The organism is Vibrio nigripulchritudo ATCC 27043 (assembly GCF_000222685.1).
GTDB classification, from domain to species: Bacteria; Pseudomonadota; Gammaproteobacteria; order Enterobacterales; family Vibrionaceae; genus Vibrio; species Vibrio nigripulchritudo.
In genome coordinates this window covers 1-6,076 of the sequence record NZ_AFWJ01000120.1, presented here as the reverse complement: position 1 = coordinate 6,076, position 6,076 = coordinate 1, and the positions used below count along the sequence as shown (strand labels likewise).

Annotated in this window: 5 protein-coding genes, 5 tRNA genes and 1 rRNA gene; 8 read left to right on the top strand and 3 right to left on the bottom strand. The window is 43.8% G+C overall.

All coding sequences use genetic code 11. The features are described 5' to 3' along the window. Nucleotides 1-62 precede the first annotated feature (62 nt). Both rrf and RH89_RS11965 read left to right on the top strand, forming a co-directional pair. Nucleotides 63-178, top strand: a 5S ribosomal RNA gene (gene rrf / locus RH89_RS11970). Between the two features lie 74 nt (nucleotides 179-252). Next, nucleotides 253-343, top strand: a tRNA-Ser gene (locus RH89_RS11965). Nucleotides 344-500: 157 nt separating this feature from the next. On the opposite strand, the gene pssA is transcribed toward RH89_RS11965, so the two are convergent. Together pssA and RH89_RS11955 are read right to left on the bottom strand one after the other, a co-directional pair. After that, nucleotides 501-1,841: a CDP-diacylglycerol--serine O-phosphatidyltransferase gene (pssA, locus tag RH89_RS11960; RefSeq protein WP_004402129.1), complete on the bottom strand. Its 1,341-nt coding sequence runs from the start codon at nucleotides 1,839-1,841 to the stop codon at nucleotides 501-503. A 101-nt stretch (nucleotides 1,842-1,942) separates the two neighbouring features. Next, nucleotides 1,943-2,368 (bottom strand): GNAT family N-acetyltransferase, encoded by a 426-nt coding sequence (locus RH89_RS11955; RefSeq protein ID WP_004402127.1) that lies wholly within the window; start codon nucleotides 2,366-2,368, stop codon nucleotides 1,943-1,945. Nucleotides 2,369-2,434: 66 nt separating this feature from the next. Here RH89_RS11955 and murB point away from each other — a divergent pair, with 66 nt between their 5' ends. Together murB and birA are read left to right on the top strand one after the other, a co-directional pair. Continuing rightward, nucleotides 2,435-3,487, top strand: coding sequence for a UDP-N-acetylmuramate dehydrogenase (gene murB, locus RH89_RS11950; protein ID WP_038145691.1), 1,053 nt, complete (start codon nucleotides 2,435-2,437; stop codon nucleotides 3,485-3,487). After that, nucleotides 3,477-4,439 (top strand): bifunctional biotin--[acetyl-CoA-carboxylase] ligase/biotin operon repressor BirA, encoded by a 963-nt coding sequence (gene birA, locus RH89_RS11945; protein WP_004402124.1) that lies wholly within the window; start codon nucleotides 3,477-3,479, stop codon nucleotides 4,437-4,439. Before murB ends, birA begins: the two co-directional genes overlap by 11 nt. Nucleotide 4,440: 1 nt before the next feature. On the opposite strand, the gene coaA is transcribed toward birA, so the two are convergent. Further along, a complete protein-coding gene (gene coaA / locus RH89_RS11940) occupies nucleotides 4,441-5,364 on the bottom strand; it encodes a type I pantothenate kinase (protein WP_004402123.1) in 924 nt (307 codons plus the stop codon). A 211-nt stretch (nucleotides 5,365-5,575) separates the two neighbouring features. Here coaA and RH89_RS11935 point away from each other — a divergent pair. From RH89_RS11935 to RH89_RS11920, 4 genes are all read left to right on the top strand, one after another. Further along, nucleotides 5,576-5,651: transfer RNA gene (locus RH89_RS11935), tRNA-Thr, on the top strand. 44 nt (nucleotides 5,652-5,695) lie between these two features. Continuing rightward, a tRNA-Tyr gene (locus RH89_RS11930) sits at nucleotides 5,696-5,780 on the top strand. Between the two features lie 35 nt (nucleotides 5,781-5,815). Then, nucleotides 5,816-5,890: transfer RNA gene (locus tag RH89_RS11925), tRNA-Gly, on the top strand. Nucleotides 5,891-5,903: 13 nt separating this feature from the next. Further along, nucleotides 5,904-5,979, top strand: a tRNA-Thr gene (locus RH89_RS11920). Nucleotides 5,980-6,076: the final 97 nt, after the last annotated feature.

Genomic DNA, 6,076 nt, shown 5'->3' with positions numbered 1-6,076 from the left:
TAAGAATATTGAATGTGTAAGAATCAGAACTAAAAAAACAGCTTTCCAGATTAAAGAATTTGCTTGGCGACCATAGCGTTGTGGACCCACCTGATTCCATGCCGAACTCAGAAGTGAAACGCAATAGCGCCGATGGTAGTGTGGGGTTTCCCCATGTGAGAGTAGGACATCGCCAGGCTTTGATTTCTTGCCTAGAAGGCAAAACTAAAAATTAGCATTGTAATATAAGACTAAGTTTTAGTGACAATTTGTGGAGAGATGGCTGAGTGGTTGAAAGCACCGGTCTTGAAAACCGGCATACGTTAATAGCGTATCTAGGGTTCAAATCCCTATCTCTCCGCCACTATTAAGAAGCCCGCTGATTTCAGCGGGCTTTCTTGTTTATGTAAGTCTAAATTATCTCTTTTGATACCTTTCAATGCCTCTGTAATGACTGAGAGTTGTTGAAGCCCAGATAGGTTCAGGTATAAAAAAGCCCAGCTTTACGCTGGGCTTTTTTATTAAAGGATTTGTTTGAGTATCTTATCTGCACTAACTCTTGTGATTTTACGGATAAGCTTCTGCACTTCGGAAGGGTAATTTTCTATCTTGTCTAATTGACGATAAGTACAAATCAGTTCCGTATGCTCAAGAATGTTTTCCACTTCCTGATCAAATTTAGCGGTTAAGTGACTAAAGTGATCCTGAATCAAAATGGCATTCTCTAGATCCAGTTTCCAAGCTCTCGGGTTTAAGTTGTTACCTGTGATAAGCATGTAGCGCTTGTCTACCCAGATGCCTTTCAAGTGGTAGCTGTTGGAATCGTGTTTCCAAACCCGAATGTTTAGCTTTCGGCTTGCTATATGAGCTTCGTTTACCTTAGCAAAGCGGCGCAAGTTCATTTCATAAAGGTAAGGAAGACCTGCGATGGTCTTAAACTCTTCTTCCGGCGGAATATAGAAATCATTAGCCGTCTTATCACCGACAACTATGGTGACTTTTACTCCACGCTTAATCGCTTTCTTTATCTGCCTTGCTAGGCTTTTAGGGAAGTTAAAGTAAGGAGTACAAATAAAGACTTCATCTTTCGCCTGAGCTACCAGATGGTTAATACACTGGTTGAGTTTGTTACGACGCTTACCGACCCCTACTAGCGGAGTCACAGCGACATGTTCAGAATCAACATTTTGATGGCTGAACTCGTACTGGCTCTGTGCAAGAGACGAGCGCAGTTGACGAATGGCTGGCTTTATATCTTTCGTTGTTGGCTTTTGGGTACAAGCCAGGTTGTTGACGGCTGGGTGTTGAATCATCGAATTTTCGATGTAGCTCGCCATACAATTTGCTAGATATTCGTTATTGAGAACGTGGTAGCGGTCAAACCGGTATCTGTCTTTAAAGTTGAGATAGATATTGTTGAGGCTAGCTCCGCTGTAGATGACAGAGTTATCTATGATGAATCCTTTCAAGTGAAGGACACCAAAGACTTCTCTACCGCGAACAGGGACTCCGTATACAGGAATGGTTTCTTCGAATTGTTCCGCAAACTTTTTATAAAGAGCGGCGTTGCCTTCAGAGGCTTCAGCACCAATAAGCCCTCTTTGAGCGCGGTGCCAGTCAACGCATATTTTGACGTCTAGCTCAGGGTTCTTTTGTTTGGCTTTATATAAAGCCGTCAGAATTTCTCTACCCGCGTCATCATCTTCTAGGTAGAGAGCGACAATATAGATACGCTGCGTCGCTTGTTCAATCGCACTTAACAGGTGTTCACGAAACGCTTTTGCTGAATACAGAACATCAAAAGAATCTGGATCTTGCGCAATGGTTGGAAGTGTCTTAATTAGATTCCTAGTTGCGATCATGTGAGAGGTATTACCTTCTGTAAATGATTGATGGCTAATCGTCCATTTTACCAAAAGTCGGACCACCTTGACCAGACAACCGAGTGATCTGGTAAATAATGTTACACGTTATATTTCATAGCTTTGAGTTTTTTACCGCTATTACTATAACGAGTAAACAAACTTTTTAGTGAACCGGGAAGTGCTTCTGTGGAAACCGTAACGAATCCGTGACTTTGGTAGAAGTTTTCCAAATGCTCGTAAGCAAAGCAGTAGTCATTTGGTTCCAATACATTATTTCTACAATGTGCCATAAGCATGCTACCGAAGCCCTTCTTGCGATGCTCTGTGGCAATGACCATTCCAGTTAATAACCGAAAATCCTCGATGGTTCTAAACCGAACAGCCGCTATCATATTTCCACTTAAGTACCCGACTAGCGTGAGTTCGTCGGATTTAGGTTTAGCTGAAGAATAATGTTGCTTGTATAGGCGCTTAACCAAAGGTAATTGAATCGGGTCCAGAATTTTGACTTCTAGCTCACTCATTCGTCACTGCGCTCTCTGAATAGTTAAGGTAAAATGCGAAACAGCCGAATTTTACCTCTAAATACTATGCAGATATACCAAAACCAAAGCCTTAAACCGTTTCATACTTTTGGTCTGGAAGTACATTGCCAATATATGGTCAAAATTACTTCTGTTAGTGATCTTCGAAAATCGCTTAACCACCCGGAATTGAAACCATTATCCAAGCTAATGCTGGGAAAAGGCAGCAATGTCTTGTTTACCGAAGATTTCAGAGGTGTTGTTCTTCTTAACCAGCTAATGGGGAAATCTGTCACGGAAAGCGAAGAGTACTTTCACCTACACGTTAGTGGTGGAGAAGATTGGCCACAATTTGTCGAGTGGACGCTGGAGCAAGGCTATTCAGGTTTAGAAAATCTGGCGTTGATCCCTGGTTGCGTTGGTTCTGCGCCTATTCAAAACATAGGTGCTTATGGTGTCGAATTGAAAGATGTCTGTGAGTATGTGGATTACTACTGTCACGAGTCTGATTCGGTTATCCGGCTCAGTAACGAAGAATGTCAGTTTGGTTATCGGGATTCCGTGTTTAAGAAAAACTTGAAAGATAAAGCGACGGTTGTTGCTGTAGGGTTTCTCTTAAAAAAGGATTGGAAACCTAATGTGGAATACGGTCCTTTGAAAGCACTTGATACCGGAAGTAGAACAGCAAGAAAGATATTTGAACGAGTGTGCGATATTCGTCGTTCCAAATTGCCAGACCCTGCTTTGTTGGGCAATGCCGGGAGTTTCTTTAAAAATCCTGTGATCTCCAAAGATCAGTTTGATCGGCTGCAAGCACTGTACCCAGAGATGGTGGGGTATAACGTCGGTGAACAAGTAAAAGTAGCGGCTGGCTGGTTAATCGATCATGCCGGATTAAAGGGAACTGAGGTTGGCGGAGCTCAGGTTCACCCAGATCAAGCGTTGGTACTGGTCAACACCAATAACGCCACACCCCGTGATATTCTTAAGCTCGCCGCTTTGGTCAGAGACAAAGTTCAAGAGAAGTATCAAATTCGTCTGGAGCATGAAGTCCGATTTATTGGTAGTCATAAAGAAACCAACTTAACAGAGTGTCTGGAGAAGCTGCATGAAAGTTGATTCTGTGAAATACAACATCATTAAACAATTGGCTGATGGCGAGTTTCATTCTGGTGAAGCACTGGGCGAGAAGTTTGGTATTTCAAGAGCGGCGATAAGTAAACATATCAAGAGCATCCAAGAGCTTGGGTTAGACGTTTACAGCGTTCAGAGGAAAGGCTATCGGCTGCCTTCACCTCTATCACTACTGGATGAAGCATTGCTCAGCAGTGGCTCCCAGCGTTCACTGAAAGTATTCCCTGTTATTGGGTCGACAAACCAATATTTGCTCGAACGAACACATGAACTTAATAGTGGTGATGCTTGTCTGGCTGAATATCAAAGTCAGGGGAGAGGTCGAAGAGGTCGTCAGTGGGTCTCTCCTTTTGGCAGTAACCTTTATGTCTCTATGTTCTGGCGGCTGGAAGCAGGCATGGCTGCAGCCATGGGGCTGAGCTTAGTGGTTGGCGTTTCTGTGGTGGAGGCTTTTGAGTCATTGGGCATTCATGGCGTGAAGCTCAAGTGGCCGAACGATCTTTACTATCAGGACAAAAAGCTCGCGGGTATTCTGGTCGAAATTTCGGGTCAGGCCGGTGCTGCTGCAAACCTAGTGATTGGCATGGGGCTTAATATTGCAATGCCAGATTCTACAGAAAACATCACTCAACCGTGGACGTCTCTTGGTCAGATTCTGCCGAATGAAAATATCGATAGGAATGCTCTGGCATCGGCCATTCTTACCGCCTGGGAGCGCTCGCTCAATGACTATGAAGTGAATGGGATGAAAGGCTTTGTTGAACGATGGAATCGGTTAGATAACTTTCTGGATCGTCCGGTTAAACTGATAATGGGACCAAAAGAGTTAAAAGGTATCGCCAAAGGCATTGATGAACAAGGTGGCATTCTTATTGAGACTGAAAACGGTGTAGAAACCTTTATTGGCGGAGAGATCTCATTGAGAGGTGCGGAATAAGCTATTTTCGAAGCAGAACTTTTTCCACCATGTGATTTTTGCCTTTCTGCAAAATGAGCTGGGCGCGTTCACGGGTAGGTAAAATGTTCTGCTCTAGGTTTTTACCATTGATGGTTTGCCAGATACTCTTGGCCTTATCAAGAGCTTCATCTTGAGACAACTTGGTGTAGTGTCCGAAGTAAGAGCCAGGCTTGGTGAAAGCACCCTGGCGGAATTTCATAAAGCGCTCAACATACCAGGTCTGAATCATCTCAGGTGTAGCATCTACAAATAGAGAAAAATCCAAAAAGTCTGAGATAAACACTCGATGAGGGTCGTGAGGGTAATCCATGCCGCTTTGCAGCACGTTAAGCCCTTCAATGATCAACACGTCGGGTAGGTCGACCACTTTCTCTTCTTTAGTAATGTCATAAGTGAGGTGTGAATATACCGATGCTTTGACATTGCGCTTGCAAGCCTTTACATCAGAAACAAACTGAACCAGCTTCTTCATATCATAAGATTCTGGAAACCCTTTCTTCTGCATTAAACCACTTTCATTTAACACCTTATTTGGGTAAAGAAACCCATCAGTGGTGATCAGCTCAACTTTAGGGTGGTTTTCCCAACGGGAGAGAAGTGCTTTGAGAAGCCTGGCAGTGGTGCTTTTCCCTACTGCAACACTCCCAGCAATACCAATGACAAATGGTGGCGCGTGCTCTTTTTGATGAAGAAAGCGATGCAATACTGAGTTGCGGCTTTGTCTTGCCTCAACATAAAGATTCAGCAAACGAGACAGAGGTAAGTAGATTTCTACCGCCTCTTTCATTGTCAGGCTTTCATTAATACCCTGAAGCTCCTTCAAATCTTCTTCCGATAACGTCATTGGCACAGAGTTGCGCAACTCTGACCATTGTTGACGATTAAAAGACATGTAAGGGCTCATAACGTATTCAGAATCCATAAAAATCTGGGAGAGTGACAATACACTATGCTAGGCGAGATGCAAACGATTTGGATGCCAATAATTGAGCGTCAGTCATGAAAATCTGACGAATTTGTGCGCAATTAACCTCAAGTTAAGGGAAATTTGCATTTTTTTTCAATTTTCTATTGCAAGGTACAAAATCATTCAATAGAATTCGCTCCACTCGTGTGCCGACTTAGCTCAGTAGGTAGAGCAACTGACTTGTAATCAGTAGGTCACCAGTTCGATTCCGGTAGTCGGCACCACTTTCTCCCTCTTGATTAGAGCGAGAGAAAGTTTTTAAAAATTTGGAGGGGTTCCCGAGTGGCCAAAGGGAGCAGACTGTAAATCTGCCGGCACTGCCTTCGATGGTTCGAATCCGTCCCCCTCCACCATATTCCTAAGGAAATAGCTCACAGAGTTACGTGTTGCGGGCATCGTATAATGGCTATTACCTCAGCCTTCCAAGCTGATGATGCGGGTTCGATTCCCGCTGCCCGCTCCAACTCATATAAAGTGCTGATATAGCTCAGTCGGTAGAGCGCACCCTTGGTAAGGGTGAGGTCGGCGGTTCAAATCCGCCTATCAGCACCAGCTCTGAAGCCATTTCCTTTTGTAATACAATCACCATTATTTTGGTTGCGTGGTCATCAAAGCCACCTAAATCCGTACCTTGAGGGACACTCCATGT